This window comes from Tardiphaga sp. P4_G1 (assembly GCF_056401215.1).
In genome coordinates, this window is the sequence record NZ_JBFUJU010000010.1 from 40167 (window position 1) to 65398 (window position 25232).

General features: G+C 62.9%; 26 protein-coding genes and 1 pseudogene. 14 read left to right on the forward strand and 13 right to left on the reverse strand.

The window, feature by feature from the left end:
- The first annotated feature begins 15 nt into the window (after window positions 1-15).
- Window positions 16-756: an SDR family oxidoreductase gene (locus AC1DUY_RS22845; protein ID WP_478117328.1), complete on the forward strand. Its 741-nt coding sequence runs from the start codon at window positions 16-18 to the stop codon at window positions 754-756.
- A 21-nt stretch (window positions 757-777) separates the two neighbouring features.
- Here AC1DUY_RS22845 and AC1DUY_RS22850 read toward each other — a convergent pair whose 3' ends face one another.
- Together AC1DUY_RS22850 and AC1DUY_RS22855 are read right to left on the reverse strand one after the other, a co-directional pair.
- Window positions 778-1839, reverse strand: coding sequence for a DUF2252 family protein (locus AC1DUY_RS22850; protein ID WP_478117330.1), 1062 nt, complete (start codon window positions 1837-1839; stop codon window positions 778-780).
- Between the two features lie 165 nt (window positions 1840-2004).
- On the reverse strand, window positions 2005-2589 hold the full coding sequence (locus tag AC1DUY_RS22855; RefSeq protein ID WP_231079050.1) for a L,D-transpeptidase: 585 nt from the start codon (window positions 2587-2589) through the stop codon (window positions 2005-2007).
- Window positions 2590-3242: 653 nt separating this feature from the next.
- Between AC1DUY_RS22855 and AC1DUY_RS22860 the strand changes: the two genes are divergently transcribed.
- The 4 genes from AC1DUY_RS22860 (at window position 3243) to AC1DUY_RS22875 (ending at window position 7867) form a co-directional block, all read left to right on the forward strand.
- Window positions 3243-4130: a cation diffusion facilitator family transporter gene (locus AC1DUY_RS22860; protein WP_175366000.1), complete on the forward strand. Its 888-nt coding sequence runs from the start codon at window positions 3243-3245 to the stop codon at window positions 4128-4130.
- A gap of 77 nt (window positions 4131-4207) precedes the next feature.
- A complete protein-coding gene (locus AC1DUY_RS22865; protein ID WP_478117333.1) occupies window positions 4208-4591 on the forward strand; it encodes a DUF2946 family protein in 384 nt (127 codons plus the stop codon).
- 70 nt (window positions 4592-4661) lie between these two features.
- Entirely contained in the window at window positions 4662-6860 is a 2199-nt protein-coding gene (locus tag AC1DUY_RS22870) for a TonB-dependent receptor family protein (protein WP_478117335.1), read from the forward strand.
- A 44-nt stretch (window positions 6861-6904) separates the two neighbouring features.
- Entirely contained in the window at window positions 6905-7867 is a 963-nt protein-coding gene (locus tag AC1DUY_RS22875) for a DUF1775 domain-containing protein (protein WP_478117337.1), read from the forward strand.
- 84 nt (window positions 7868-7951) lie between these two features.
- On the opposite strand, the gene AC1DUY_RS22880 is transcribed toward AC1DUY_RS22875, so the two are convergent.
- Together AC1DUY_RS22880 and AC1DUY_RS22885 are read right to left on the reverse strand one after the other, a co-directional pair.
- On the reverse strand, window positions 7952-8923 hold the full coding sequence (locus tag AC1DUY_RS22880; RefSeq protein WP_120287257.1) for a S1C family serine protease: 972 nt from the start codon (window positions 8921-8923) through the stop codon (window positions 7952-7954).
- Window positions 8924-9024: 101 nt separating this feature from the next.
- Window positions 9025-10101 (reverse strand): carboxylesterase family protein, encoded by a 1077-nt coding sequence (locus tag AC1DUY_RS22885; protein WP_478117339.1) that lies wholly within the window; start codon window positions 10099-10101, stop codon window positions 9025-9027.
- 183 nt (window positions 10102-10284) lie between these two features.
- Here AC1DUY_RS22885 and AC1DUY_RS22890 point away from each other — a divergent pair, with 183 nt between their 5' ends.
- From AC1DUY_RS22890 to AC1DUY_RS22905, 4 genes are read left to right on the forward strand one after another with little or no spacing between them, the layout of a single operon-like run.
- Window positions 10285-11016, forward strand: a complete 732-nt coding sequence (locus AC1DUY_RS22890) for a GntR family transcriptional regulator (RefSeq protein WP_478117341.1) — start codon at window positions 10285-10287, stop codon at window positions 11014-11016.
- A complete protein-coding gene (locus AC1DUY_RS22895; RefSeq protein ID WP_478117343.1) occupies window positions 11013-11912 on the forward strand; it encodes a fumarylacetoacetate hydrolase family protein in 900 nt (299 codons plus the stop codon). The genes AC1DUY_RS22890 and AC1DUY_RS22895 overlap by 4 nt, the downstream gene beginning before the upstream one ends.
- A gap of 36 nt (window positions 11913-11948) precedes the next feature.
- A complete protein-coding gene (locus AC1DUY_RS22900; protein ID WP_441230791.1) occupies window positions 11949-12845 on the forward strand; it encodes a polysaccharide deacetylase family protein in 897 nt (298 codons plus the stop codon).
- A 56-nt stretch (window positions 12846-12901) separates the two neighbouring features.
- On the forward strand, window positions 12902-13879 hold the full coding sequence (locus tag AC1DUY_RS22905) for a Bug family tripartite tricarboxylate transporter substrate binding protein (RefSeq protein ID WP_478117345.1): 978 nt from the start codon (window positions 12902-12904) through the stop codon (window positions 13877-13879).
- Window positions 13880-13905: 26 nt separating this feature from the next.
- Here AC1DUY_RS22905 and AC1DUY_RS22910 read toward each other — a convergent pair whose 3' ends face one another.
- Window positions 13906-14463, reverse strand: coding sequence for an HNH endonuclease (locus AC1DUY_RS22910; protein WP_089267641.1), 558 nt, complete (start codon window positions 14461-14463; stop codon window positions 13906-13908).
- A 221-nt stretch (window positions 14464-14684) separates the two neighbouring features.
- Here AC1DUY_RS22910 and AC1DUY_RS22915 point away from each other — a divergent pair, with 221 nt between their 5' ends.
- Window positions 14685-16439: a chloride channel protein gene (locus AC1DUY_RS22915; protein WP_478117348.1), complete on the forward strand. Its 1755-nt coding sequence runs from the start codon at window positions 14685-14687 to the stop codon at window positions 16437-16439.
- 10 nt (window positions 16440-16449) lie between these two features.
- Here AC1DUY_RS22915 and AC1DUY_RS22920 read toward each other — a convergent pair whose 3' ends face one another.
- Both AC1DUY_RS22920 and AC1DUY_RS22925 read right to left on the reverse strand, forming a co-directional pair.
- A complete protein-coding gene (locus AC1DUY_RS22920) occupies window positions 16450-17544 on the reverse strand; it encodes a DUF2855 family protein (RefSeq protein WP_478117350.1) in 1095 nt (364 codons plus the stop codon).
- A gap of 105 nt (window positions 17545-17649) precedes the next feature.
- Entirely contained in the window at window positions 17650-18441 is a 792-nt protein-coding gene (locus AC1DUY_RS22925; protein WP_093758148.1) for an SDR family oxidoreductase, read from the reverse strand.
- 74 nt (window positions 18442-18515) lie between these two features.
- Between AC1DUY_RS22925 and AC1DUY_RS22930 the strand changes: the two are divergent.
- Window positions 18516-18934, forward strand: a pseudogene (locus tag AC1DUY_RS22930) (winged helix-turn-helix transcriptional regulator).
- A 38-nt stretch (window positions 18935-18972) separates the two neighbouring features.
- Here the strand turns inward: AC1DUY_RS22930 and AC1DUY_RS22935 are convergent.
- The gene (locus tag AC1DUY_RS22935; RefSeq protein ID WP_231079030.1) at window positions 18973-19629 is read right to left on the reverse strand and encodes a DNA-3-methyladenine glycosylase family protein; all 657 of its coding nucleotides are present in this window, start codon (window positions 19627-19629) and stop codon (window positions 18973-18975) included.
- A 134-nt stretch (window positions 19630-19763) separates the two neighbouring features.
- Between AC1DUY_RS22935 and AC1DUY_RS22940 the strand changes: the two genes are divergently transcribed.
- On the forward strand, window positions 19764-19979 hold the full coding sequence (locus AC1DUY_RS22940) for a hypothetical protein (protein ID WP_068730379.1): 216 nt from the start codon (window positions 19764-19766) through the stop codon (window positions 19977-19979).
- An 88-nt stretch (window positions 19980-20067) separates the two neighbouring features.
- On the opposite strand, the gene AC1DUY_RS22945 is transcribed toward AC1DUY_RS22940, so the two are convergent.
- The 5 genes from AC1DUY_RS22945 to AC1DUY_RS22965 all read right to left on the reverse strand — a co-directional run bounded on the left by AC1DUY_RS22945 (window position 20068) and on the right by AC1DUY_RS22965 (window position 23429).
- Window positions 20068-20745, reverse strand: coding sequence for a DsbA family protein (locus tag AC1DUY_RS22945; RefSeq protein WP_478117352.1), 678 nt, complete (start codon window positions 20743-20745; stop codon window positions 20068-20070).
- Window positions 20746-20778: 33 nt separating this feature from the next.
- Window positions 20779-21558: a sulfite exporter TauE/SafE family protein gene (locus tag AC1DUY_RS22950; protein ID WP_478117354.1), complete on the reverse strand. Its 780-nt coding sequence runs from the start codon at window positions 21556-21558 to the stop codon at window positions 20779-20781.
- Window positions 21559-21723: 165 nt separating this feature from the next.
- The gene (locus AC1DUY_RS22955; protein ID WP_093757426.1) at window positions 21724-22446 is read right to left on the reverse strand and encodes an LrgB family protein; all 723 of its coding nucleotides are present in this window, start codon (window positions 22444-22446) and stop codon (window positions 21724-21726) included.
- Window positions 22446-22829, reverse strand: a complete 384-nt coding sequence (locus AC1DUY_RS22960; protein WP_231079028.1) for a CidA/LrgA family protein — start codon at window positions 22827-22829, stop codon at window positions 22446-22448. Before AC1DUY_RS22960 ends, AC1DUY_RS22955 begins: the two co-directional genes overlap by 1 nt.
- Before the next feature lie 78 nt (window positions 22830-22907).
- On the reverse strand, window positions 22908-23429 hold the full coding sequence (locus AC1DUY_RS22965) for a hypothetical protein (RefSeq protein ID WP_478117356.1): 522 nt from the start codon (window positions 23427-23429) through the stop codon (window positions 22908-22910).
- 194 nt (window positions 23430-23623) lie between these two features.
- Between AC1DUY_RS22965 and AC1DUY_RS22970 the strand changes: the two genes are divergently transcribed.
- Entirely contained in the window at window positions 23624-23899 is a 276-nt protein-coding gene (locus AC1DUY_RS22970; RefSeq protein ID WP_441278578.1) for a PsiF family protein, read from the forward strand.
- A 115-nt stretch (window positions 23900-24014) separates the two neighbouring features.
- Complete coding sequence (locus AC1DUY_RS22975; protein ID WP_478117359.1) at window positions 24015-25079, forward strand: AbrB family transcriptional regulator; 1065 nt, start codon at window positions 24015-24017, stop codon at window positions 25077-25079.
- The last annotated feature ends 153 nt before the right edge of the window (window positions 25080-25232 follow it).

The window sequence follows — 25232 nt, forward strand, 5'->3', positions numbered from 1 at the left end:
CCGAGGAGAACGAAAATGGCAAACGGAACCAATAAGGTAGCTATTATCACCGGCGCCTCACGCGGCATTGGCGCCGCCATCGCGGAGCGGCTGGGCCGCGACGGCTTCACGGTCATCGTCAATTATTCCGGCAATGCCGCGCCGGCCGAGGCGGTCGCACAAAAGATCGAAGCCGCGGGCGGCCGCGCGCTGACCGCCAAGGCCGATGTCAGCGATCCCGCCGCTGTGCGCGGGATGTTCGATGCAGCGGAGACCGCCTTTGGCGGCATCGACGTGCTGATCAACAATGCCGGCATCATGAAGCTCGCGAAATTCGCCGACGCCGACGATGCGTCGTTCGACCAGCAGATCGCGGTCAATCTGAAAGGCACGTTCAACACCATGCGCGAGGCGGCGAAGCGGCTGCGCGACGGCGGTCGGGTCGTGAACTTCTCGACGGGCGTCGTCGGCACCAAGCTCGAGAGCTACGGCGTCTATGCCGCCACCAAAGCTGCGGTCGAAACCATGACGGGCATCATGGCCAAAGAGATGCGTGGCCGCTCGATTACTGTGAACGCCATCGCACCTGGCCCGACCGCAACCGACCTGTTCCTCAATGGCAAGTCGCCCGAACTGATCGAGCGTTTCGCCAAGGCGACACCAATGGAGCGTCTCGGCACCCCCGAAGACATCGCCAATGCCGTTGCTTTCCTGGTCGGCCCTGAAGGCGGCTGGATCAACGCCCAGGTGCTGCGCGCCAATGGCGGGCTTGTGTGAGATCGGAGCGACTGCCGCGCGTCATTTCTTCTTCCAGGCGCGGTAGTCGCTTTCTACCAGATCCGACATGGTCTTGGCGGCTTTTCCGAGCCATCCCAGAGGGCGCTTCCTGAGATCGGCGCGCAGCGCTTTTGCGCCGATCTTGCCTGCAGCATGAATGGCAGCGAGATCCTGCCCCATCGCGTTCAATAGCTGTGTGGTCAGCTTGGCCAGCTCGGCGCCCGGACTCTTGCCGAGTTCAATCTTGCGGGAATCCGGCGCCAGCCGGCGGATCACGAACTTGCCGTCTGTGGCCAGAAACGGATCCGGCGCGCGATAGCGTCCAAATGCCAGAGCGTGAAGATGCGAGACTCTGGATTTTGACCCATGCGCCCAAAGCCAGGCCGAAGGGACGAGCGCCTTTGCCTCCCTCAGGCAGAAACCACCTTCAGCAGTGGCGACGGCCACGTATCGTGGCCGGCCGAGGCCGCCGGTGCCCGCGACGCGGCTGCCAAATCTCTCGATCGTTGCGCCCTTCAGCGACTTTTTCAGTGCCCGGACGACCTTTGCAGGCGGCTTGGCGGTCGGATACTTCTTCACCTCGTTCCAGAACTTCGCCGGCTTCTTGCGCGCGCGAACGGCATAGGGCCGCATCCAGAATTCGCGTTGATCCAGTAGTGCCGGATGGGGATCGGCCAGACCCTTGCGGTAGCCGGCGAGAATGGCACGCGAGATCGCCGCTCTCCCAAGCCTCATGCCCGGCGCAAGCAGCGCGCTGGTCGCAAGCCGAACGAGATCGAACAGATACGGCATCTTCGCCGCCTCATCGAAATCGTTGATGCCCCATACGAGACGCCCTTCGGCATCGCGCCAGGTGCCGTAATTTTCGAGATGCACGTCTCCAACGCAGAGGACATGCGGCGCGTCACACAAAGCCGGGCAGAGTTCTTCGATCTTCCTTGCCCACCGAAAATACGTGCCGCGCAAAAAGACGAAGGAATCCTCACACATCAGCCTGTGCTTGAGCCTGAGGTCCTTTTCCACGACGTCGCACTGGCCGCGCAGCCAATCCTCATACGCACTGTTATCTTCGCGGAACGACATCTGGGCCTCGCGGTCGCTCAGAGGACAATCAAAAGATGTATTTAATAGAGAATGCACCATAAGACGGTGCAACGAAACCGGCTACGGCAAAATTCGCAGCGCCGAACGCAAAACGCCGGGTATCAGAGACACCCGGCGTTTTGAATTCTCGGTCGAAGATGCGTCTCAGGACTCGGCGCGGCCACCCTGGATCACGACGACGCGACTGCCGATCTTCACGCGGTTATAGAGATCGACGACATCCTGGTTCATCAGTCGGATGCAGCCGCTTGAGACGGCATGGCCGATGGTCTCGGGCTCGGTGGTGCCGTGAATACGGAACATGGTGTCGCGGTCGCCCTGGTAGAGATACATCGCACGCGGCCCGAGCGGATTATCGATGCCGCCCTCCATGCCGCCCGCCATCTTGCGGTAGCGCGCGGGTTCGCGGTTCATCATGTTTTCCGTCGGGCTCCAGTGCGGCCACTCGGCCTTGCGCTTGATCACCGCAGCGCCGGCGAAAGCGAGGCCGGCCTTGCCGACGCCGATGCCATAGCGCATCGCCTTGCCGTCGCCTTCGACGAGATAGAGATGCCGTGCGGCCGTATCGACCACGATGGTGCCTGCGGGCTCCTTGGTGCGGTAGGCGACGCGCTGACGCAGCATCGCCGAATCGATTCCGGAGACGTCGATGGCCGGGAGCGTGTGCCCGCCGTCATTCAACTCGGCATAGCTGGCGGACGGACCGCCAAAGCCGGTGGACGACATCATCCCCCCGCTGCTTGCACATCCTGCCAACACAGCGGGCAATATCAAAAGCGCCAGAAGGCGCAGCCCGCGTGATCCACCAAAACCTGTCATTCCCAACCCTTGCTGCAACGCGTCCAACCCGGACGACCCGCACCTCATACAGGGCTGAGCGATCAAATCAGGCTCAACAGCGTGTCATTTGGCTCATGGAACAGCTCTGGACTGCACTTTGCGCGCCGCTGTGGTGATCGCGCCACAGCCGCGCTGGCTCACGAATAACCTCAGGTTGATCGATCGCCCTTGAGGGTCGGCGAGCGCGCAGCACGGGCTTTCCCACGAAACCGCAGCAGCGATGGCCGCCCATGCGGGCCGAAGCGCTCCACCATGGGTCTCCCCGGCCTTGTTGAGACCGGCGACATTGAGGACCACGCCATGACGACAAGATCCAGCACGATGTCGTCCCGCAACTATCAATGCGCGGACGACCGCTACAAATGCCACGCGCATGACGGGATCGATATCATGCCCATTGGAAGGACGACGTGTTCGATGAAGTCCACGCGCCTTATAATGCGAAGCACTTGCAGCTGGATTTCACGGCTTGCATCGTTGTGATCGGCATATTAGAGCACACAGCCGCGTGAGACTTCGCGTTACCCCAACGAGATTTTCAGATGACAAGCGTTCGCAGTCTTGCGCAAGGCAGCATTGCCGTTGGCCTGCTGGTCCTCGGTATGAAATACGCCGCCTATCATCTGACCGGCAGCGTCGCACTGCTGTCCGATGCGATTGAAAGTATCGTCAATGTCGTGACGGCGATCGTCGTCTTGCTCGCAACCACGCTGAGCGCGAAACCGGCAGACGACGATCATCCCTACGGGCATCATAAGGCTGAATATTTCTCGGCCGTGCTCGAAGGCGTGCTGATCGTGCTCGCCGCGATCCTGATCCTGCGCGAAGCCTATCAAAGCTATCTGGTGCCGCGCCTTGTCGAAGCACCCTGGGTTGGGCTGCTACTCAACGCAGCGGCGAGCGTCATCAATGCAGGTTGGGCATGGGTACTGATCCGGCAAGGTCGCATCCATCGCTCGCCGGCTCTCGCAGCGGACGGCCGCCATTTATTGTCCGACGTGTATTCTTCAATCGGTGTTCTCGGCGGCGTCGGAGTAGCGGCACTGTCGGGCATCGCCATTCTCGATCCGATCCTTGCGGCGCTCGTCGCGCTCAACATCCTGTGGGCCGGTTGGGGCCTGATGAAGGAGTCGCTCAGCGGATTGATGGATGAGGCCATCCCGCCAGCCATGCTCGCGAGCATCAAGCAGACCATATCGGCCCATGCCGACGGCGCCATCGAGGCGCACGACCTGCGCACCCGCCGCGCCGGCAGCATGACCTTTATCGATTTCCATCTGGTGGTGGCAGGATCGACCACCGTGAGCGCCGCGCACGACATTTGCGACAAGCTCGAGACCGCGATCCGCCAGGAGATCGGCGAGGCTCTGATCACCATCCATGTCGAACCCGACGACAAGGCCAAGCATTCCGGCATCGTCGTTCTCTAGATTTCGGGTAACTTCGCTCCACGAACGGCTTTGACAGGTTCCGCCCCCGTGTTAATCGGGAGGGGAGGATCGCTCCCGTGACACATGTTTCGCGCAAACGCTGGTTTGGGGCCGTGGCATCTTTGGCCGCTGCCTATGCGCTTGTGCTCAATGTCGTACTGTCCAGCCTGCTACTGGCGGCGATCTCGCCGACCGCGCAGGCCGCAGGCTTCGAGCTCTGCCTCACCCATCCCGACCTTGCCGCCTCCCCTGACGACACCGGCAAGACGTCAGGCGCTCCTGCGGTGCATTGCCCGATCTGCGTCGGCACCCATGCGCCGGGTGCCCCGCCGGCCTCCGCGACTTTCCTCGTCTCGCGCATCGCCATCGCGATCGCTCCCGTTGCCTCCCTCGACGATCGCATCGTTGCGACCGCAGCAACCTCCGACCACCGGGCCCGCGCGCCACCGCGCCTGAGCTGACGTTCCACGCCGTCAGACGCCGCGCATCAGCGCGCGCGTTGCTCAGTTCAATCCCGGTGGAGTTTTCCCCATGCTATCCGTTTCCATGCGGCTGCGCAGCGTCCTGCTCGCATCCGCGGCCGCGCTCGTTCCAGGTGCGGTGTCGGCCCAATCGGCCTCCTCGACATCGCTTCCAGCGGTCACCGTCGATGCGCCCGCACAGCAGCGCGCCACTGCCGCGCGCAAGCCACGCAACGCCGCGCCAAGCGCCCGCACGGCCCGCAGCACCCCTGCGGCCACACCAGCTCGCGTCGACGCCCAGGCGCCGAGCGTGCCGGGCGCGCTCACGGTGCTCACTGCGCAGCAGGCACTCCGCGAGATCCAGCAGACGCCCGGCGGCGTCGCGCTGGTGACGGCGGATGCGTGGCGAACATCGACGCCGTCGAACACTATCAAGGACATCCTCGATTATGTGCCGGGCGTGTTCGCGCAGCCGAAATGGGGCGACGACACCCGCCTGTCGATCCGCGGATCGAGCCTGTCGCGCAACTTCCACCTACGCGGCGTGCAGCTCTATATGGACGGCATCCCGATCAACACCGCCGACGGCTATGGCGATTTCCAGGAGATCGACCCGACCGCCTATAAATATGTCGAGGTGTTCAAGGGCGGCAACGCATTGCGCTTTGGTGCCAATTCGCTCGGCGGCGCGATCAATTTCGTGACACCCACTGGCCGCGATCCTTTTCCGAACGGCGCGTCGGTCGACATGGGTGCTTTCGGCTTCCGCCGCCTGCAAGCCAACACCGGCGGTGCCAATGGTCCGTGGGACGGTTTCATCACGGCCTCGACGCAGTCCGCCGATGGCTTCCGCGATCACAGCAATGGCGAGGCAACACGCGTCAGCGGCAATGTCGGCTACCAGTTCTCGCCGGACTTCGAGACCCGCTTCTATCTCAATGCCAACAGCGTGCGGCAGCGCATTCCCGGCTCGGTCAGCAAAGACAGCGCGCTGAATTCGCCAACCACCGCGGCGGCCAGCAACCTCACCGGTGATCAACAGCGCAATATCGACACGGTGCGCCTCGCCAACAAAACCACCATCCGGCTCGACAATACTACGATCGACTTCGGCGTCTTCGCCGTCGACAGGCACCTGATGCATCCGATCTTCCAGTATCTGGACTACAGCTATCAGGACTATGGCGGCTTCGCGAAAGTGACCGACGACCGCAATATCGGCGGCTATCGCAACGTGTTTGTCGCCGGCGTCAATGTGATCAACGGCAGGATCGACAACAACCAGTATGTCAATGTCGCGGGCCAGAAGGGCGCGCTGGCGTCGTCCTCGATCGACCGCTCGAAGAACACGTCGGTCTATGTCGAAAACTCACTTTACGTTCTGCCGACAGTCGCGGTGATTGGCGGCACGCAATTCCTCTATGCCACGCGCAACCGTCAGGACCGTTTCCTGAACGATGGCGACCAATCGGGCGCCACCGAATTCAACCTGTGGAGTCCGAAAGGCGGCGTGCTCTGGAATATCGATCCGACCTGGCAGGCCTACGCGAATATCTCGCGCAGTGCCGAAGTCCCGAGCTTCGGCGAGAGTTCGAACGGCCCGGGCATCCCGACGATTCCCTTCACCAGCATCCGGCCACAGCGTGCGACCACCTATGAAATCGGTACCCGCGGACGACGTCCCGACCTGACATGGGAGCTGACGGGTTACCGCGCTAACATCACCGACGAATTGCAATGCATTTACAGCGCCTTCGGCAACTGCAACGTCACCAATGCGGATCGCACCATCCATCAGGGCATCGAGGCCGGCCTTGGCATCGCCGTGTTCAAGGGCATGTTCGATGCCTCGCCGCAGCCCGACAAGCTCTGGCTGAACATGGCCTATACGTTCAACGACTTCCGCTTCGACAATGACGCGACTTTCGGCAACAACCTGCTGCCGGGCGCGCCGCGGCACTATCTGCGCGCGGAATTGCTCTACAAGCACGCCAACGGCTTCTATCTCGGCCCCAATGTCGAATGGGTGCCGGAAGCTTACTATGTCGACAGCGCCAATACGCTGAAGACCGAACCCTATGCGCTGCTCGGCCTGAAAGCCGGCGTCGACAATGGCGGCACATATTCAGGCTATATCGAAGCACGCAACGTGCTCGATACCCGTTACATCGCCTCCGCCAGCATTCTCAATCAGGCCACGGCGACATCGCCGCTGTTCGAACCCGGCACCGGCCGCGCCATCTATGCCGGCGTCAAGGCGAGGTGGTGAAGATGACGAATTCCGCTATGCTTCAATCCACGAAAGGACGTTCCATGACCAACCGCTCCATGCTGTTGCTTCTCACTGCGCTGGGCGCAGTGGCATCGCCTGCTTATGCCCATGTCTTCGTGCAGAGCGGCCCGGCCACGGTCGGCGGCTCCTATCGCGCGGTGCTCGCCGTGCCGCATGGCTGTGGCGCCTCGCCGACGACGAAAATCACCGTGCAGATTCCGGAAGGGATGATCGCAGTGAAGCCGATGCCGAAGCCGGGCTGGACCATCGCCGTGAAGAAAGGCGCCTATGCGCAGTCCTACGATTTCATGCACGGCATGAAGGCATCGGAAGGCGTCAAGGAAATCACCTGGACCGGCAAGCTCGACAACGACTTCTATGACGAGTTCGTATTCTCGGCCTATCTGCCTGCCGCATTGAAGGCCGATGCACCGCTGTATCTGCCGACATTGCAGAGCTGCGAGCAGGGTTCGGAAGACTGGGCGCAAATCCCGGCTGCGGGGCAGGATCTGCACAGCCTGAAATCGCCGGCGCCGATCGTGCGCCTTGCCGCGGCATCACCACATGATGCAATGGCGCAGATGGCCGGCATGGTCCATGCGGGCGACCTGATGATCATGACACCCTGGACGCGTGCCACACCGCCCGCGGCCAAGGTGGCCGGTGGCTATCTCACCATCACCAACAACGGCAAGACCGGCGACAAACTCCTGGGGGGCACATTCACCGGCGGCAGCCGCATCGAAGTGCATGAGATGAGCGTGACCGATGGCGTGATGAAGATGCGCCCGCTCAATGAGGGACTCGAGATCAAGCCCGGCGCCACCGTGAAGCTCGAGCCCGGCGGCTATCACCTGATGCTGATGGATCTCGCCAAGCCGCTGGCCAAGGGCGACAAGGTGAGGGCGCAGCTACAGTTCGAGAAGGCCGGCAAGGTGGACATCGAACTCGACGTCAACGCCGTCGGCGCCTCGGCACCGGCCGGCGGCGGACACGCGCACTGATCGCGTCGAGACGGCGCACCGCACATGTTGCGGTGCGCCTGATGTCTAGGACGAGGCCGCGATTGCGTCGCGTGTATCGTGGCGTTAGTGCAGCCGGGGAGCTTTCAGCATCTTGGAGCGGTCCGTGGATACCAATTCGACATCGAATGTATCGCCACCGCGATAGAGCGTCAGCGGCACGTCGACACCGGCCGGACCGAGAGCCCAGAGTGCGCGATAGAATTCGACGGAATCGGATACCTCCTCACCGTTGACGGCAAGAATCACGTCGCCGGTCTTGAGCTCGGCCCGGGCCGCGGGGCCCTTCCTGGCGATCCCGACCACGACGACCTTGTCCTCGACCTCGGCGGCATACAGCCCGAGCCACGGCCGCGGCGGCTTGTTGGCACGACCATAGGTCTTGAGATCGTCGAGGACCGGCTTCAGCAAGTCGATCGGCACGACCATGTTGAGATGCTCGTTCTTGCCACCGTGCTCGCGCTCAATCTGCAGCGAGCCGATGCCGATCAACTCGCCCTTGGCGTTGATCAGGGCGGCACCGCCCCAGTTCGGATGCGCCGGATGGGTGAAAATCGCGTCGTCGAGCAGGTATTCCCAATAGCCGGCGAATTCCTGTGTCGCGGCGATCTTCCCGGCCACGGACCGCGTGCGTCCGCCGACGCCGCCGACCACCACGCGATCGCCGATCTTCGCGCTCGCCGACTCTCCGAGCGGCAGCGGCGCGATGTCGATCTCGCCGAGCGCCTGCACGAGTCCGAAACCGCTTTCCTGATCGACGCCCAGCGCCGTGCCCTGCACCACGCGGCCGTCGCCGAGATGCACCCAGATCGTTTCCGCCTCGGTGATAAGATAGCCGATGGTCAGAATGAGACCGTCACCGATCAGCACGCCATTGCCAGCGCGCTCGGTGCCGAGCGTATCCGCCGTGAAAGCATCTTCCGGGATGATGCAATGCAGCCCAACCACCGCCTCCAGCGCCTGTTCGAGGTCGAATCCGTAATCCTCAGCACGCGGCTGCACACCCGGGGGCACTTTCCACTCGGTCAGTGAAGGCATGCAAAATCTCCTTTGTCCGGGATGGGTAGCCCCCGCCATATAAGAACCGATCGCGGACGTGGAAGTCCAGCCTGTGAACTTAGCGGCCCTGCGGCGTTTGGTTACGCACCGGGACGTTGTGCGAGCCACGCCAGCAGCACCGCATTGACCTCGCGCGGATAGCAGTGGCTGAGATCGTCGATCTCGCGATAGGTGACATCGGCGCCGGCGATCGTGAGCGCCTGCTGTGCCTCGCGCGCGGTCTGCACCGGAAACATCCAGTCGAGACGGCCATGGACGAGATGGATCGGCAGGCCGCGCAGGCGATCTGCATCGGCAAACTGCGCCATCAGCGGATGGAAGGTCGAGGCCACCGGTGCCAGATGGGTGAAGGGCGACTCGGCGCGAAGGCCGCTGACATAGCAGAAGGTGCCGCCATCGCTCATGCCGGTCAGCAGGAGCTGCGCGGGATCGATATGCCAGCGCGACTGCACCAGATCGAGAATGCGCGCAAGATTCGGCGTATCGGCATCGTCGCCCATGAGCGCCCAGGTGCTGCCGATTGCCGTCGGCGCGATGAGGATCGCGCCAGAGCTGCGCGCATCGGCGAGCCAGCTCCACAAGAAAGCCCGGCCGTTGCCGCTCCCGCCATGCAGCGCCATCACCAGCGGCCAGGCACGATCCGGCGTGTAGGTTTCCGGCACATACATCGAGAAACCGCCGCGACGTCCGGGCTCACCATCATGAATGACGCCGGTGTTTTCTGCCGAAGGCAATGCCAGTCGTTCAAGCAGTGCCGTGTTCTCGCGCATGTCAGGCGGAAGAAAGAACGTACTCACCGGCGGCAGCCGCGCCACCGTGGCATAGAGCGATTCCTGCGCGCGCGTGGCGTGGCGCAATGCACGAAACACCATCGGCAGATCGCCGCCGGGCTGCTGGGCGGCGCGCAGGCCGGTAAAGGCTGTCAGCGCCGCGTCGCTCGCCGCATCGAGATGTGCCCGCAGATCGCTAAAATCATCCGGCCATGCGTTGAGCTCTGCGCGCACCGCCTTGAGCGCCTGATCGGGCTCGCCCACCGCTTCCATAACGGCACCGAAAGTCGGCGGATGCAGATTGCGCGCAACGAATTGCAGCGCCTCGAGCGACTGCAGCAGGGGCGGCAGCAGAACAACGATATCGTCGACGACTATGTCGCTCATCGGAAGCTCCGGGCAAATCGTTGGGCTCCGTCAACCCAGGACCGAGCGAGAAGCCAGAGACCATACTGATACGACGGCAAAGCGGCCATCTCCGCGCCCGGCGAAAGATCTGTCAGCCCCAGTTACCGATCATCCAAGTCACTCACATTCGGCAAGATCGCTGCGACGCAACATTGAAATACCATGGACTTCTCGATTTTGTATACATATACAAAATTCATGAGCATCAGCCCGATCGCCGCCAGGCCCTATCTGAGAGACGAAGTCTATACGGCCCTGAAAGTTCGACTGGGGGTGCGTGCGGCCGGCCTCACGGCCCCCTTGCGGCTTCGAGAAGAGGAGCTTGCGGCAGAGCTCGGGGTCAGCCGGACTCCCGTACGCGAGGCCATGCGCAGGCTCGAGCAGGAAGGGCTGATCACGTTTCGCCCGCGCCGCGGCGCACGGCTGATGCCGACATCGCTGCCGGAATATCTCGAATGGCTGTCGATCCGAGAAATGCTGGAAGGTCTGGCAGCACGCGAAGTGGCCCTCAACGGTGCGAATGATGTCGCGCCCCGCCTGCGGGCCGTGTTCGCCGATTTCGATGAGGCCGGAGCACTGGCACGCCCCACCGAATATGCCGCTGCCAACACCGCCTTTCATGCGCTGATGATCAAAGAGAGCGGCAACGCCCTGCTCGGCAAAACATGGGACTCATTCGGCCATCTGAAAATGGCGGGACTGCGCTTTATCGAGCGTCTCAATCGCGGCTCGCAATCGTTTCATGAGCACCACGACATCATCGACGCGATCGCGCAGCGCGATCCCGACCGCGCGGAAACACTCGCGCGACGACATGTCCGTTTGCTGCGCGACCAGGCAGCGGCGTCATTGAAAGAATTCGACCTCCACGAACAGAATGAGACCACAGCATGATCTTCCTCACTTTTGCAGCCGCAGACGGATCGCATCTCGGCCTCTTGATCGATGACAATGTTCTCGATCTGACGAAGGCGTGGCCGGATGCAGGCCAGGCCTCCGCGCCGCGCCATGTCGGCGATCTCGCCGAAGCCGGCGAAGCGGGGCTCGCCATCGTGCGTGATCTCGCATCCACCGCGAACGCCGCGAACCTTGTTGCGCTGGCCTCGCTGACGCTGATGGCACCGATCCCACGGCCGAAGAAGAACGTTTTCTGCGTCGGCCGCAATTACAAGGACCATATCGACGAAGGCATGCGCGCGCAGGGCAAGGCGCCCGCCCCGCTGCCAAGCGTGCCGGAATTCTTCACCAAACCGCCGACCGCCGTGATCGCTTCAGGTGAGACGATTCCGCAGCACGCCAATGTCACCGAACAGCTCGATTACGAAGTCGAGCTCGCCGTCATCATCGGCAAGCCGGGCAGCAATATTTCCGCGCAGAACGCCTTCGATCATGTGTTCGGCTATTCGATCATCAACGATATCACCGGCCGCGACATGCAACGCCGTTACGGCCAGTGGTTCAAAGGCAAAGGCCTCGATCGCTCCTGCCCATTCGGGCCGGTTGTGGTCCATGCGTCCGCGCTGCCGAATGTTGCCGACATCAGGATCTTCAGCACCGTCAATGGCGAGGTACGCCAGGACAGCCGCACCAGCCGCATGATCTTCGATATCCCGGCCATCATCGAACATCTGACGCGCGGTCTCACGCTGGAGCCCGGAGACGTGATCGCCACCGGAACTCCGTCCGGGGTCGGCTATGCGATGACGCCGCCGCGCTTCCTGCTCAAGGGGGATCGCGTCACAGCCGAGATCGAAGGCATCGGCATCCTGTCCAACAGCATCGTGGCCTGACACGGCAACGCACGCGCCAAAAACAAGGACAACAACATGAGTGATTCCCGGACATTTCGCGTACAGCGCGCGACGTCAGACTTTCGCTGGCCGAATGGCGCACGCATCGGCATCGTCTTCAACCTGGCCTATGAAGCCTGGTCGCCCGGCAAGGCACCGGGCATCGGGCCGATGGGTAACGTGTTGCAGCCCGGCTTTTTCGATACCAACGCACATTCGTGGGCAAGCTACGGCGCCGTGCGCGGCATCCAGCGCCTCACGCGCATCGCTGCCGCGAACGATGTGAAGACCAGCATCATGGTCAACGGCGTGCTGGCCGAAACCCACCCGACCGTGCTGAAGGAGCTTCATGCCGCTGGTCACGAGATCGTGGCGCATTCCTATGGCATGGATGTCATCCCGGTCTATTTCGACGAGGCCGGTGAGCGCGCCAATATCCGCCGCACCGGTGACCTCATCGCCGCCGTCACCGGCGAACGTCCGAAAGGATGGATCAGCCCACGTGGCACCGGAAGCCTGATTTCGCCAAAGCTGCTCGCTGAGGAAGGCTATGTCTGGTTCGGCGACTGCAATGACGACGACCTGCCCTCGATCATCATGCAGAAAGATGCGCCGGAACAACGCATCGTCGGCATTCCGCTGACGATGGACGTGAACGATCTGCCGCACAGCATCCGCTACGGCAATGCGCCGGCAACGCTGATCGACCAGTTCCGCGCCATCCTCGACAATGCAAGCCAGGCCGACGCGGCACCGTTCATGCTCGATGTCACCGCGCACACCCATGTGTTCGGTCGGCCGGCGGGCGCGTGGGTTTACGACGCCATGATCAAGCTTGCGCGCAAGCGCGACGATGTCTGGATCGGCACGCGTATGGAGATTGCCGAATACGCGCTGGCGCAGGGCCGGTGGTTCAAGGACGAGGTGTTCTGAACCACACCCGTTGAGGAGGCGCAAAAGCCTCCCGAAAAACATCGAGGAGGAATATCATGACGCACGTCTTCAAGCGCGCATCCAGCGCGGTCGTCATCACCGCAGCGCTGCTGACGGCGATCGGTCCCGCCGTCGCCCAGCAGCCCTACCCGGCGCAGCCGGTGCGCCTGCTCGTCGCTTTCGCGCCGGGCGGCCCAGCCGATATCATCGCGCGCATTGTCGGACAGAAACTGAACGACCTGTGGCGCGAACCCGTCGTAATCGAGAATCGCGGTGGTGCCGGTGGCAATATCGCGGCTGCCGCGACTGCAAGGGCCGAAGCCAACGGCTATACCGTGCTGGTGACGACAAGCGCATTCGCCGTCAATCCGAGCCTGTCGCCAAAGGCCGGCTATTCGCCGGACGAATTCAAGACCGTGGTGGTCGCGGCGACCACGCCCAATCTGATCGTCGGCGCGCCTAGTCTCACAGCATCGACCCTGCGCGAGGTGATCGCCTCTGCCGCCAAGGAAAACTTCACCTATGGCACTGCCGGTGTCGGCACCACGCCGCATCTGTCGGCCGAAAAAATATTCAAGCTCAACGCCAAGGCTAACATCGTGCATGCGCCATTCACGGGTGCAGGTCCCGCGCTAAATGCCGTGATGGGCGGTCACACGCCTCTGGCCAGTGTCGCCTTGCCCGCGGCGATGGAGCTGGTGAAGGGCAAACAGGTCAAGGCGCTGGCCGTGACAAGCCGCGAGCGCATGCCATCGCTTCCGGATGTCCCGACCGCGCGCGAACTCGGACTGAGTGACGACGAGGATGCAACCTGGGTGGCATTCCTGGTGCCGGCCAGGACGCCGCAGGCCGTCATCGACAAGCTCAACGCCGACGTGAACAAGACGCTTGCAGATGCAAGTGTTCGCGAACAATTCGACCGCATCGGCTTCGCGGCCGTTGGCGGCTCGGTGACCGACTCCCAGAACTATGTGCGCGGAGAGATCACCAAATGGGGCGATATCATCCGCAAGCTCGAGCTGAAGCAGGAATAGCGAGCTAGGCGTAGCGCCCGACGCCCCTACGGATCCAGTTCCGTATCCCAGTAGAGATAGTCCAGCCAGCTGCCGTGCAGATAATTCGGCGGAAACAGCCGACCGTTGCGATGCAGCTGGTGCACCGTCGGCGCGAACGCCGTCTGGCGCGGGAACATGCGCGCCTGCTGCGTGGTCATGTTGCCCTTGCGCAAATTGCAAGGCGAACAGGCCGCAACAACGTTCTCCCAGGTGGTCTGGCCACCCTTGGAGCGTGGGATGATATGATCGAAGGTCAGATCGTCATGCGAGCCGCAATACTGGCAGGAGAAGCGATCGCGCAGGAAAACGTTGAACCGGGTGAAGGCGGGATGCGTGGTCGGCTTCACGAACGACTTCAGCGACACCACGCTGGGCAGCTGAAATTCGAACGAAGGACTCCGCACCGCGTGATCGTAGTGCTCTACGATATTCACACGGTCGAGAAACACTGCCTTGATCGCGTCTTGCCACGACCACAGCGACAGTGGGTAGTAACTCAGCGGCCGGAAGTCCGCATTGAGGACCAGAACCGGCCAACCGCCTTGCGAGACATGTGCGTTCAAGTAACGCTCCTGACCCCCACATATGGCTGCGAAGCAACCTGTCTCCACATACTACAGGCAGCGTGACAGGGTTGTGAAGGGCATAGGGCAGACCTTATCCCCTCACAAAAGCGCCGCGTTGGGTCGCTTTTCTGGGAACTGCGGGTGGTCTGTCGCAGCGCCTGCCGCTAAACCCCGTGGCGCGCGCCCGGTTCGCGGCCGCAAATACCGGACGCTGCCCGATGGTCCCATCCTCCCGCTATCTCGAGGCCCCGCAACGGCTGCGCGCCTTTGTCCGTGCGCATGAAACCAGCCTTGCGATTCTGGCAGCGCTGATCGGCGTGATCGGGGGTCTCGTAGTGGCCGCTATGAGCGCTGCGGTCAGCGTTCTTCACGCGGTGTTGTTCAATCTGGAATGGGGCCAGCGGCTGTCCAGCCAGTTCTGGATCGATCCGGTGCGCGCGATTCTGGTTCCCACCTTCGGCGGCCTGTTGCTGGGCGTCGCCTTCCTGTGGCTTTCGCGCTGGCGGCCGGCCCGCGAGGTCGACCCCATCGAGGCCAACGCGCTCCATGGGGGGCGGATGTCGTTCCGCGGCAGCACCATCGTCGCGCTGCAAACCGTGTGGTCGAGCGGCGTCGGCGCCTCGGTCGGCCTCGAGGCCGGCTACACCCAGCTCGCCAGCGGGCTCGGTGCCTCCATCGGGCGCGCCTTCCACCTGCGTCGCGGCGACCAGCGCGTGATGGTCGGCTGCGGTGCGGCGGCCGCGATCGCCGGCGCATTCGGCGCGCCGCTGGCCGGCGCGTTCTATGCCTTCGAACTGGTGATCGGCGGCTACACATCGGCGAGCCTGATGCCGGTCGGCGTTGCCGCGGTGACCGGCTACTTCGTAGCCCATGCCTTCGATCCACTGTCGCTTGGCGTCGTTGCCGGCCGGTTCGGCGACGTGCTCGGTCATGATCTCGCGGTGGCGGCCTTGCTCGGCGTGTTCGCCGCGACCTTCGGCATCGGCATCATGCGCGTCGTCGCCTGGACCGAAGCGCTGCTCACCAAAATCAAATTGTGGCCGCCGCTGCGTCCGGCGCTGGGCGGGCTGCTGGTCGGATTGATGGCGCTGCTGACGCCGCAGGTCATGGCATCCGGACACGGCGCGCTGCATTTCGGCGGCATGACGGCCTATCCGGTTGCATTGGTGGCCTTCGTGATGGCGCTGAAAACGCTCGCCTCAATCGTCTCGCTCGGCACCGGTTTTCGTGGCGGTCTGTTTTTCGCCACGCTGTTTCTCGGCGCGCTCGGCGGCCATCTGTTCGCGGTCGGCTTCAATGCGATCGGCGCCGGCTTCACCATCGATCCCGCCGTCTACACCATCATCGGCATGAGCGCGCTGTCGGCCTCGGTGATCGGCGGGCCGCTCACCATGTCGTTCATCGCGCTCGAATCCACCGGCAATCTCTGGCTCACCACCGCGGTGCTGGTCGCCGTCATCATCTCCACCCAAATGACGCGCGAGCTGTTCGGCTACTCCTTCGCCACATGGCGCCTGCACCTGCGCGGCGAGACCATCCGCAGCGCCGCGGACGTCGGCTGGATCCGCGATCTCACCGTCAGGCGGCTGCTGCGCCCGGACGTCCCGACCGTCGACTCCACCATGCCGCTCGACGAATTCCGCGAGAAATTCCCGCTCGGCTCGAAGACCCAGGTCGTCGCCGTCGATCCCGAAGGCCGCTATGTCGGCCTCGCCATCGTCGCTGAAGCGCATTCGCCTGACGTGACGGCGTTCCGCCTCGACAGCCTGCTGCATTGTCGCGACGTCGTCCTGCATCCGGACATGAACATCCGCGACGCCATGGTGGTATTCGAGGGCGCCGAAGCGGAATCGCTGGCGGTGGTCGAGGCCGAAAGCCACCGCGTGCTCGGCACGCTCTCGGAAGCCCACGCGACGCGGCGCTACGCCGAAGAGTCCGAGCAGCGCCGCCGCGAAGCCCTCGGCGAGATGTGATGGTCCGCCATTAGCCGTCCGCGAGCGACAGCATATGCCCCTGATCGGGCGGCACCCGGCCGGCCAGTGTAGCGCGATAGATATTCTCGACGGCGACAGGGCCACGGCTCTCGGCAATCTCCAGCGACTGTTCCAGCAGCGGCAGGAATCCCGACCACGCCGCGTTGAACCGGGTATCGATGCCGCCCGGTCCCCATTCTTTGGCGCGTTTGCGGATTTGGTCCGGCGCGAAGAACCATGCGGGCTTCGCGCCGGGAAGCTCCTCATCCACCGCAGCATCCTGATGGGTGAGCCCGACGCGCCCGCTATAGACGAGTTTGTCCTTGAGGTGCCGATGCAGCCGGCCGCGCAGGTCGGCATTCCCGGCCATATCGACGAAGGCCACCGGCTGATCGGCGGGCAGCGTATCGATATGATCGTAGAGCACGACATCGTCGTAGCAGCCAAGCGACCGCACGAAATCGGCGTTGCCCGTTGATGTGAGTCCGATCACACGAACCGGCTTGCGCTTGCTGTGCAGCAGATGCGCGAGACCAAAGGCTGTCTTGCTGGAGGCACTGGAGAGAATGACAGTGCGTGCACCGAAGAATTCCTCCTCGGCGAGAAAATCATCGACCAGGAACGAGAGCATGAAGAGCGGCCGCAGCAGCGCTTGATAGTCGCCGTTGCGTCCAGCAAAGGCCGGATCACCCGTCACCCGCGCATAGGCATTGTAGACCGGCGCGACGCCCTGCCGATGCGCCGCGCCGTCGCGCAGGCCGCGCTTGCTGACATCCGCGGCCTCGATCACCAGATGCGAGGCCATCGGGAAATAGCCGAACAGCCGCTCGCCTTCGGCGATTTGCGGATGCATCGACGCGATCACCTTGCCGAAACCCCAGACCGGAATATTGCCGAAGCCGTCAGGCGCCTTGAACAACTGCCAGTATTTCATCCGGTCACCCAGCATCGCATAAGTGACGTTGTTCGCGGTGAAAGCGAAGYGTTCGACCTCGACCAGAAGGCAGTCGTCGGATAGTTCGTCGAGCCTCGGCAGCGACATCTGTCGAAGCGTCGTACTTTCAAAATCAGTCTTGGAAATATTGAATTGCGTATACGCGTTCATGATCGAACTCCGCAGCGTTTTGCTGCTGCGATCATTCCTGCGCGCGATGTCTGTTTTGCGACAGCGCGGGTGTTTAAAACAACGTCCGTTTCAAACACTGTTCGACTACACCGTGGGAACCGTGCCGCCGTCGATCACGAATTCTGCACCAGTGATTGATGCAGCGCGCGGCGATGCCAGAAATGCCACGAGGTCCCCGACTTCGTGCGGCCTGGCCGGGCGTCCGAGCGGAATACCGCCGAGCGAATCCATCAGCATTCTCTGCGCGCCCTCGTAATCGGTGCTGTTCTCGTCGGCGATCGTCTGCACCAGCCCGACGGCGGCCTCGGTTTCCACCCAGCCCGGCGAGACGCGCACCACGCGGATGCCTTTCGGGCTAACTTCCTTTGATAGCGCCTTGCTGTAGTTTCCGAGTGCCGCTTTCGCTGCCGCGTAGGCCATCGTGGCATCGTGCAACGGCAGCACACGCTGGATCGAAGTGACATGAATGATCACGCCGGATTTCTGCTCCAGCATCGACGGCAACAGAGCGCGATCCAGTCGGACGGCAGCATAGAGATTCAGGTCCATTGCGCGCTGCCAGGCGGCGTCATCGAGCTTTGCGAAACCGCCCGCAGACGCGGACGACCCGCCAACGACGTGGACAATGATATCGATGCCGCCGAGGCGCTTCAGGACCGCGTCGGCGAGCGCCGTGCACCCGTCGGCGGTGGCAACGTCAGCAACGACGAAGCCTGCATGGTCCGGCATGCCGGCCGGCCTGTTGCGCGCTGTCGTGAGCACCACTGCACCCTGTGCCAGCAGACACGCGACGACGGCTGCACCAATACCTTTGGTCCCACCGGTCACGAGCGCCCGCTTGCCAGCGAGTTCGCCGCCCGCCTGATGATTTGTCATCGTCCAGTTCCTCATTTTCACATCCGCACAGCGCGGCGCATTGTCTGCGAGGGAAATGCAGATATGTTTGCCGAATGACAAGAACGCACGAGAAAGTGGGGGGCTTACCTCCAGGTAAGGAACCGTGGACTGCGACGACCGCATCGGACGGGATCGAGCAGTCGCTGAAGATGATCGGCGGACGCTGGAAGCTGGAAATCCTGTTTCGTCTGTTCGGCGGCCGAATTTTGCGCTTCTCTGAACTCGAACGCGCAATCCCTGCGGCCTCGCAGAAGATGCTCGCACAGCAATTGCGGCAGCTCGAGGCCGACGGCATGTTCGACGCGTCGTGCATGCGCAGGTGCCTCCGAAGGTTGAATATGCGCTAACGGATTGGGGCGAGTCTCTTTGCCCTTCGCTCGACGCACTGCTCACATGGTTCGCATGGAAGCCAGCGTCCGACGCCGCAGTATCTGCCATGGGGACATCCACCTCGCCTCCTGCCGAGGAATAGCCTGGCCCGCGCAGTCGATGCTGCGGCCCGCGACGTGTTCACTTCGCCGGTTTGCCGATCACGCCTTCGCGCTTCTTGATGGCGTGATAGTAAGCCCACCACAGATGCGCCGCCGCACCGCGCAGCGGACGCCATGGTTCGGCCAGCGGCGCCATCTGTTTCACGGTCGGACGCTCCTTGAGACCGAGCCCGACCTTGATGGATTCCTGAATGGCGACATCGCCCGCCGGCCATGCGTCGCCATGGCCGAGACAAAACAGCAGATAGACGTCGGCCGTCCACGGACCGATGCCGTGCAACGCGACCAGCGTGTTATGCGCAGCGTCGGCGTCTTCCTCGGCGAGCACATCGAGATTCAACCGCTCCTCGACGAGCTCGCGCGCCAGCGCCTTCAACGTCTTGATCTTCGCCGCCGACAGGCCAAGCCGGCCCAGGCGATCGGTACGCGCCTTGCGGATGGCGTGATGATCGAATGGCGAGAAGGCGCCCGAGACGCGGCCCCAGATCGCTGAAGCCGACGCCACCGAGACCTGCTGCCCGCAGACTATCTGCGCAAGCCCTTCGAAGCCCGGCGCACGTTGCCGAAGTGCCGGCATCCCGGCCATGGCCAGGATCGGTTTCAGCCGCGGGTCGAGCTTCACCAGCTCCATAACGGCATCGTCGAGCACGGATTGATCGGTAAGATGAACGGTCATGATCCCCAAGGATCACCACGGCGTGACCGCAAGATCAATGCTGCCAATGAATGCGCTGCGGCAATAGCGCACCATGCAACCGGGAACCAAAGCCCCGGACGTCGCGTTGTTTGGGTTCAATGGAGGCTACCGCTATGCGGACGTTTTTTGGAATGATCCTGGGTGCACTGATCCTGGGCATCGGCGTTTACATCTACGATTCGATGTCGACCTCGTCAGTGGCGAACGGCCAGACGGCGCAGGAGCGCCGGACGATCGTCAACTGGGATGTTGCTGCCAATGAGTGGGAAGCACTGAAGACGCGCACCAAGCAGGATTGGGCCAAGCTGACCTCGCAAGTGAAGTCGTAAGCACATCAGCAACGAGAAGACTGGTTAAGCCGATCAAAGATGCCCTCGCCGAAGAGCGGGGGCATTTTCTGTCTGAACGCGCTGAAGCTTACTTCTTCGCAGCCGCGGCTTTACGCGCATCGGCGATCGCGAGAACGAATTGTTCTTTGGTGATCGGCCCGGGAATGCGGAACTTGCCGACGATAAAGGATGGCGTGCCGTTAAAGCCGAAAGCCGTCGCCTGCTCATCGATCTGCTTCAGCTTGGCAACGATCGCATCTTGATTTTTCTGCAGATCGGCGACGGCGCGATCGACATCGATACCGACCTTGGCGAGCCGATCACGCGCGATCGCCTCGGTCAGTTTGGTATCGAGGCTGATCAGGGCGTCCTGCGCCTCGATGAACTTGTTCTGGTATCTTGCCGCCAGCACGAGGCGCGCCGCATAGACCGACACCGGCCCGAGGATCGGCCAATCCTTCGACACCAGGCGAACCTTGCCGTCTTCCTTCACCAGGGCGCGCAGGTCGGGGGCGATCTTGCGGCAATAGGGGCATTGGTAGTCGAAATATTCGACGATGGTGATGTCGCCCTTCGGGTTGCCGGCGGCCGGGATGTCCGGATCGCGGAGTACCGCGGCTTCGTTAAGGACGTCTTCGTCCTTGGCGGCACCAGATGCCGCGAGGACCTTGCCGGACGCGCCGAGCAGCATGGCGCCACCGAAAAGCCCGAGCGCAGCGCGGCGCGTCGTGGCGGTTTTCGAGGTCTCGCGGATTGCGGCAGTCATGATGTTCTCCGAAGACGCATCATGCGCCAGCGCTTAGGTGATGTAGATGTTGCGGGCCAACATATAGAGCGCCACGACGATAATGATAGACGCAAAAACGGTATTCAACGCGCCCCGCCGCAGCGACAGATGCCGCGCCAGGCTGGTTCCCAACAGTCCGCCGAGCAGACCACCCAGAATGAATACCAGCGCGAGCTTCCAGGAGATCAGCCCGGACCAGGCATAGCTCGATGCCGTGGTGAGACCGAATGCGGTGACCGCCACCAGCGATGACGAGATCGCACTCATGATCGACATGCCCGTGGCCGCCATCAGCGCCGRCACGATCAGAAAGCCGCCACCGATTCCGAAGAAGCCAGACAGCGCGCCGGTGACAAGACCCAGCGCAAGCAGCGAAGGCGTGTTCGACATGCTGATCTCGACGCGGTGCTCGCCGACTTGGGCGCGCGTCTTCAGCATCAGCACGGCGATCACCAGCATCAGGACCGCGAACAGGGCCAGCAAATTCTGCCCATCCACCTGCTTGCCGAGAATCGAGCCTCCGAGCGCACCGGCGATTCCTGCAGCAGCAAACACCAGCGCGCAGGACCAGTGCACATTGCCGCCACGCGCATGATTGCCGAGATTGACCGCCGCATTGGCCGCGACCGCAATGGCGCTGGTGCCGATCGCGACATGCGGCTCAGGCACGCCGACGACATAGACCATCAGCGGCACAGCGAGGATCGAGCCGCCGCCACCGACCAGGCCGAGCGAGAAGCCGACCAGTGCGCCCGAAGCCAGGCCGAGCGCCCCCTGCATCACAGTCATCATGAACGGCTGATTCTCATCTTCTCATCTGAGCATGATCTTTCGAAAAAATCAGTGTCCACTTGTTCGGATCATGCGCGCAACGGCGTGACCATAATGACCTTTCCGGCGCGGCTCCATGCAGCCGGCATCACAAATCCGCCTGCCGGGAAAACGCTGTCGTGAGCATCAGCGCACCAGCAGGGTGACGGCAAGCGGAACCAGCAGAGAGGTCACCAGCGCATTCAGGCTCATGGCAATGCCCGCAAAGACGCCGGCCACGGCATCCACCTGAAAGGCCCGTGCGGTGCCGATCCCATGCGACGCCAGCCCGACGGCAAAGCCACGGGCGCGATAGTCCGTGATGCCCATGCGATTCATCATCGGCGTGACGATGATCGCACCCATGATGCCGGTCAGCACCACGGCCACGGCGGTCAGCGATGCGTCGGCGCCAAGCGACTCGCTGATGCCCATGGCGACGCCGGCGGTGACCGATTTCGGCGCCAGCGACAGCACCACGTTGTTCGGCAGGCCGAAGGCCTTTGCCAGCAACACGACCGAGACGATTGCCGTGGCACAGCCGACCACCAGCGCAGCGAGCATCGGCACGATCGCTGCCGCCACGACCTTGCGATTCTCATAGAGTGGCACCGCGAGCGCCACGGTCGCCGGACCGAGCAGGAAGTGCACGAATTGCGCACCGCTGAAATAGGTCGTGTAGGACGTCCCGGTCAGCAGCAGGAACACGGCGATGATCCACATCGAGTGGAATACCGGATTGGCAAACGGATGCCGGCCGGTCGCCAGCGACAGCGCATCCGCCGTCGCATAGACCAGCAGCGTCACGGTCAACCACAGCAGCGGCTGCTGCGAAAGATAGACCCAGAGTGAGAACGGATTGGCGGTCATCACGCGCTTCGCCCGCGTGTCATGACCCGGCTGATGATGAGAAACGTCGCCACCGTCACCAGCAGCGTGATCACGACCGAGACCGCCAGAACGCCGACGATGGCGGTGCCATGCTCGGCCAGCAGATCGAGCTTCTGCACCACGCCGACACCGGCGGGAATGAACATCAACGACAGATGCGCGAGCAGGCCCTTCGCGGCATTCTCCACGCCGCCGCCCTGCAGCGGCCCTTGCGCGAACAGCATGGCGCGGTCACGCAGCAACAGCAGAACGAGCAGCAGCAACATGCCGAGCACCGGGCCGGGCACCGGCCATGCAAAAGCGCGCACGGCGATCTCGCCAGCGAGCTGGCACAGCAGGATCAGGGACAGACTGGCAATCATGGGGACTCCGCGGGTGACGGATCGTTATCGCCCGCGAAGCAAGTGATGTCGATCAACCCCAGCGCGCGGCTGATCCGATCAGGCGGCACCCTTCAGCTTCTTGGTGCATTCACTGTAGTAGCCGCCGCCTTTTTCGATCCACTTCATGCCGCCATTGGCATTGGCGGCCTTGTTGGCATTGTACTGATCCACGCAGGTGTGCATCCGCGCCTTGCCAGCCGTCTCCTTGGCGTATTTCGGATCGACCGCCGACGGGAAGGTGGCAGGGCCTGCCGGAACCGCAGCTGTCGTCGCAGCCGGCTTGGGGGTTGCAGCAGGTTTGGGAGCCGCTGCGGGCTTGGCTTCGGCAGGCTTGGCTTCGGCAGCCTTCGGCGCCGCGGTTGCAGCAGGCGCAGCGGCGGGCGTCGTCGCAGCGGCATCGGTCCCGCATTCGGCTTTGCGGAAGTCATTCCATTTCTGGCCGTTCAGCGTGCCGGCGGTCTTGGCCGCCTGATATTTTGCACTGCATTCAGTCGCGGTGAGTGCATGGGCCGGACTGAAGGCGAGCAGAGCAAAACTGGATACTGCAATCGCGCAGGCGAATTTGACAGGCATTGTCATGGCATTCTCTCCCTTTGCTACACAAAGTAAAAGTAGACGACGGCATCCTATCGCTACCGCTGCATGTGGCAACGACATCGCAGCTGCCCGCGAAAAATTATCGTGATCGCACCGTCAAATATATTTCAACTCATTCACCTGCCGTTCAGCCCGGCGCGCCCACGCTGATTTCCCGTTCAATTCGAGGTGCTGCCATGATCCGATTCGCTTCCAGCCTAGCTACCGCTGCCGTCGCTTCCTTCCTCCTGGTCGGCGCGGCCACCGCTCAGACACCCGCGCCGGCGGCCACCAAGACTGCGCCCGCCAAGGCGGCCCCCGCCGAGAAGACGGCGCCTGCGGACAAGACAGCCGAGAAACCCCGCACCGCAGCGTCACTCGAATGTTCGAAACAGGCCGACGCCAAGGGCCTGCATGGCACCGAGCGCCGCAAATTCCGTTCGGAATGCAAGAAGACCACGAAACCGAACTAAACTCTCGTCATCCGCCTGTCCCTCGCCCGGAAAGCGAGGGACAGGTAGACCACACTGCATTTGTCGACAGGTGCGGACTTTGCCATAAAGCGGGCTCCTTCAGCTTTCCGTGCAAATGGCCATCACTCTTCCCAGCTCCCTGCAGATCCGCACCACCCTTGAGACCCTCGTCATCGGCACGACCGGCGGCGCGCTATTCTATTGGGCGGAATTGCCAGGCGGGCTGATCTCCGGCGCGATGATCGCGGTCGCCGCTTACGGCATCCTCGGTCGCCCGGTCGGCCTGCCGCAGCCGATGGCCCATGTCATCCTGATGACACTCGGCCTGTCGCTCGGCTCGATGGTGTCGCCGGAGATGGTGCACAATCTCAGCGCCTATCCGGTGACCATCGCACTGCTGGCGCTGGCCACGTTCTGCGCCACCTTCGGCAGCAGCATCTATCTGCAGCGCGTCCATGGCTGGGACCGCACCTCCGCGCTGCTGGCCGGCAGCCCCGGCGCGCTGTCGCAGATCATCATGCTGGCCACCGAGCGCAATGCCGACGTGCCGGGCATCGCGGTGGTGCAGATTTTCCGCGTCATCATTCTCACCGCCATGGTCCCGCTGCTGCTCGCCGCCACCGGCCTGATGGGCCACGGCCCGCTGCCATCGCGCGGACCGGAAGCCTCGCCGCTCGCACTGGCCGAACTCGCTGCCGCGGCTGTCGCCGTCGCGCTGTTCATGCGCTGGATCAAATTTCCGGCGAGCTGGATGTTCGGCGCGATGATGGCCTCGTCGGTCCTGCACGGCACCGGCTGGGTCCACGGCACGCTGCCGCAATGGGCCTATATCACGGCTCTCGTCGGCATCGGCAGCCTGATCGGCTCGCGCTTCGGCAAGATCTCGCCGCGCACTATTCTCAGCCACGTCTGGGCGGCGCTCGGCTCATTCGCGGTCGCCATCGCGATCTCGGCCGTGTTCGTGACGATCATCGCGCTGACCACGACTGTGAAACTGAGCGATGTCGTCGTCGCTTTCGCGCCCGGCGCCATGGACGCCATGCTCGCACTGGCGCTGACGCTGCATATCGATCCGGTGTTCGTCGGCGCGCATCATCTGTCGCGCTTCATCTATGTCTCGATCGTCACGCCCGGCATCGTGCATCTGTTCGGCAAGGCGCAGGACGATATCGACGATTGATCTTCAGTCGTCGCAGACACCGATCGAAACAATGGAATAGATCTAACAAATATGAGCGCCTTGCAGTGATTGCAGACATTTGCGTCGCAAGGTCTAGACGTATTCTACCGCGCATCGTAGTGCGCCACGAAACCAATCAAGTTAGACGCTCGA

Excerpts from the sequence above, each read along its gene's own strand:
- AC1DUY_RS22860 (WP_175366000.1), top strand. The coding sequence starts at position 3,243 with ATGACAAGCGTTCGCAGTCTTGCGCAAGGCAGCATTGCCGTTGGCCTG.
- AC1DUY_RS22885 (WP_478117339.1), bottom strand. The coding sequence starts at position 10,101 with ATGAGCGACATAGTCGTCGACGATATCGTTGTTCTGCTGCCGCCCCTG.
- AC1DUY_RS22915 (WP_478117348.1), top strand. The coding sequence starts at position 14,685 with ATGGTCCCATCCTCCCGCTATCTCGAGGCCCCGCAACGGCTGCGCGCC.
- AC1DUY_RS22850 (WP_478117330.1), bottom strand. The coding sequence starts at position 1,839 with ATGTCGTTCCGCGAAGATAACAGTGCGTATGAGGATTGGCTGCGCGGC.
- AC1DUY_RS22870 (WP_478117335.1), top strand. The coding sequence starts at position 4,662 with ATGCTATCCGTTTCCATGCGGCTGCGCAGCGTCCTGCTCGCATCCGCG.
- AC1DUY_RS22960 (WP_231079028.1), bottom strand. The coding sequence starts at position 22,829 with ATGATTGCCAGTCTGTCCCTGATCCTGCTGTGCCAGCTCGCTGGCGAG.
- AC1DUY_RS22875 (WP_478117337.1), top strand. The coding sequence starts at position 6,905 with ATGACCAACCGCTCCATGCTGTTGCTTCTCACTGCGCTGGGCGCAGTG.
- AC1DUY_RS22975 (WP_478117359.1), top strand. The coding sequence starts at position 24,015 with ATGGCCATCACTCTTCCCAGCTCCCTGCAGATCCGCACCACCCTTGAG.
- AC1DUY_RS22905 (WP_478117345.1), top strand. The coding sequence starts at position 12,902 with ATGACGCACGTCTTCAAGCGCGCATCCAGCGCGGTCGTCATCACCGCA.
- AC1DUY_RS22845 (WP_478117328.1), top strand. The coding sequence starts at position 16 with ATGGCAAACGGAACCAATAAGGTAGCTATTATCACCGGCGCCTCACGC.
- AC1DUY_RS22890 (WP_478117341.1), top strand. The coding sequence starts at position 10,285 with ATGGACTTCTCGATTTTGTATACATATACAAAATTCATGAGCATCAGC.
- AC1DUY_RS22925 (WP_093758148.1), bottom strand. The coding sequence starts at position 18,441 with ATGACAAATCATCAGGCGGGCGGCGAACTCGCTGGCAAGCGGGCGCTC.
- AC1DUY_RS22945 (WP_478117352.1), bottom strand. The coding sequence starts at position 20,745 with ATGACTGCCGCAATCCGCGAGACCTCGAAAACCGCCACGACGCGCCGC.
- AC1DUY_RS22965 (WP_478117356.1), bottom strand. The coding sequence starts at position 23,429 with ATGACAATGCCTGTCAAATTCGCCTGCGCGATTGCAGTATCCAGTTTT.
- AC1DUY_RS22880 (WP_120287257.1), bottom strand. The coding sequence starts at position 8,923 with ATGCCTTCACTGACCGAGTGGAAAGTGCCCCCGGGTGTGCAGCCGCGT.
- AC1DUY_RS22940 (WP_068730379.1), top strand. The coding sequence starts at position 19,764 with ATGCGGACGTTTTTTGGAATGATCCTGGGTGCACTGATCCTGGGCATC.
- AC1DUY_RS22855 (WP_231079050.1), bottom strand. The coding sequence starts at position 2,589 with ATGATGTCGTCCACCGGCTTTGGCGGTCCGTCCGCCAGCTATGCCGAG.
- AC1DUY_RS22935 (WP_231079030.1), bottom strand. The coding sequence starts at position 19,629 with ATGACCGTTCATCTTACCGATCAATCCGTGCTCGACGATGCCGTTATG.
- AC1DUY_RS22955 (WP_093757426.1), bottom strand. The coding sequence starts at position 22,446 with ATGACCGCCAATCCGTTCTCACTCTGGGTCTATCTTTCGCAGCAGCCG.
- AC1DUY_RS22895 (WP_478117343.1), top strand. The coding sequence starts at position 11,013 with ATGATCTTCCTCACTTTTGCAGCCGCAGACGGATCGCATCTCGGCCTC.
- AC1DUY_RS22900 (WP_441230791.1), top strand. The coding sequence starts at position 11,949 with ATGAGTGATTCCCGGACATTTCGCGTACAGCGCGCGACGTCAGACTTT.
- AC1DUY_RS22970 (WP_441278578.1), top strand. The coding sequence starts at position 23,624 with ATGATCCGATTCGCTTCCAGCCTAGCTACCGCTGCCGTCGCTTCCTTC.